The organism is Halomonas sp. AOP27-A1-41, assembly GCF_052378605.1.
Lineage (GTDB): Bacteria > Pseudomonadota > Gammaproteobacteria > Pseudomonadales > Halomonadaceae > Vreelandella > Vreelandella citrativorans.
In genome coordinates this window covers 1-843 of sequence record NZ_JBQSXT010000063.1, presented here as the reverse complement: position 1 = coordinate 843, position 843 = coordinate 1, and the positions used below count along the sequence as shown (strand labels likewise).

Here is an 843-nt window from a genome sequence, read left to right as displayed (position 1 = left end):
TAGGGCGTGTCCTCATTTTGAAAGAAAGGCTGTCCCTCATTGATTTTCTGTGGGGTTATGCGACTCTTCTTAACAGAAGGGGAGTACAGCCATGACACGATATGTTTTGACCGATGACATTTGGGAACAGCTTCAAGTCACCATGAAAGCAAAGGGTTGCCACCGCTGGCCCAATGATCGAAATGTGATGGAAGCAATACTCTGGAAACTCCGAACCGGCGCTCCCTGGCGCGATGTTCCAAGTGAGTTTTGCCCCTGGAAAACGGCCTATAATCGCTTCAACCGCTGGGCCACCAAAGGACTGTGGGAGCAATTTTTTTTGAGCTACGAGGCGAAATTGATGCGGAGTGGGTATTCGCCGACGGAAGTTACCTCCGCGCTCACCAGCATGCGAGTGGAGCTCGGCATGGAGAAGAGCGGGCCATTGGAAAATCACGAGGAGGAGCTACCACCAAACTTCATATGCTCGCCGATGCGCATGGAAATCCGGTCGATTTTGAAGTCACTGGGGGTAACGTCCACGACGCCACGGTTGCAGAGCACCTCATAAAGAAGGTCGATCAAGCCGACCACTTCATTGCTGACAAGGGCTATGATTCAGAGGGCATCCGTGACCATGCCAGGGCAGGGGGCATCAACCCGATCATCCCCAAAAGATCAAACAACAAGACGCCAAATCCGGAGTTTGACGCCTTTCTCTACAGGCATCGCCATTTGGTAGAAAACCTCTTTGCTCGGCTGAAACACTTTCGCAGCATTGCCACTCGCTTTGAGAAACTGGCACGAAATTTCAAATCCATGGTTTACCTGGCGTGCACCTTCATTTGGTTGAAAATGAAATGA

General features: G+C 51.0%; 1 protein-coding gene. It reads left to right on the top strand.

The window, feature by feature from the left end:
- Positions 1–91: 91 nt before the first annotated feature.
- A protein-coding gene (locus tag ACT3TC_RS17105) for an IS5 family transposase (RefSeq protein ID WP_444641155.1) occupies positions 92–843 on the top strand; the annotation gives its coding sequence in 2 pieces (ribosomal slippage) (positions 92–320 and positions 320–843; 753 coding nt in all).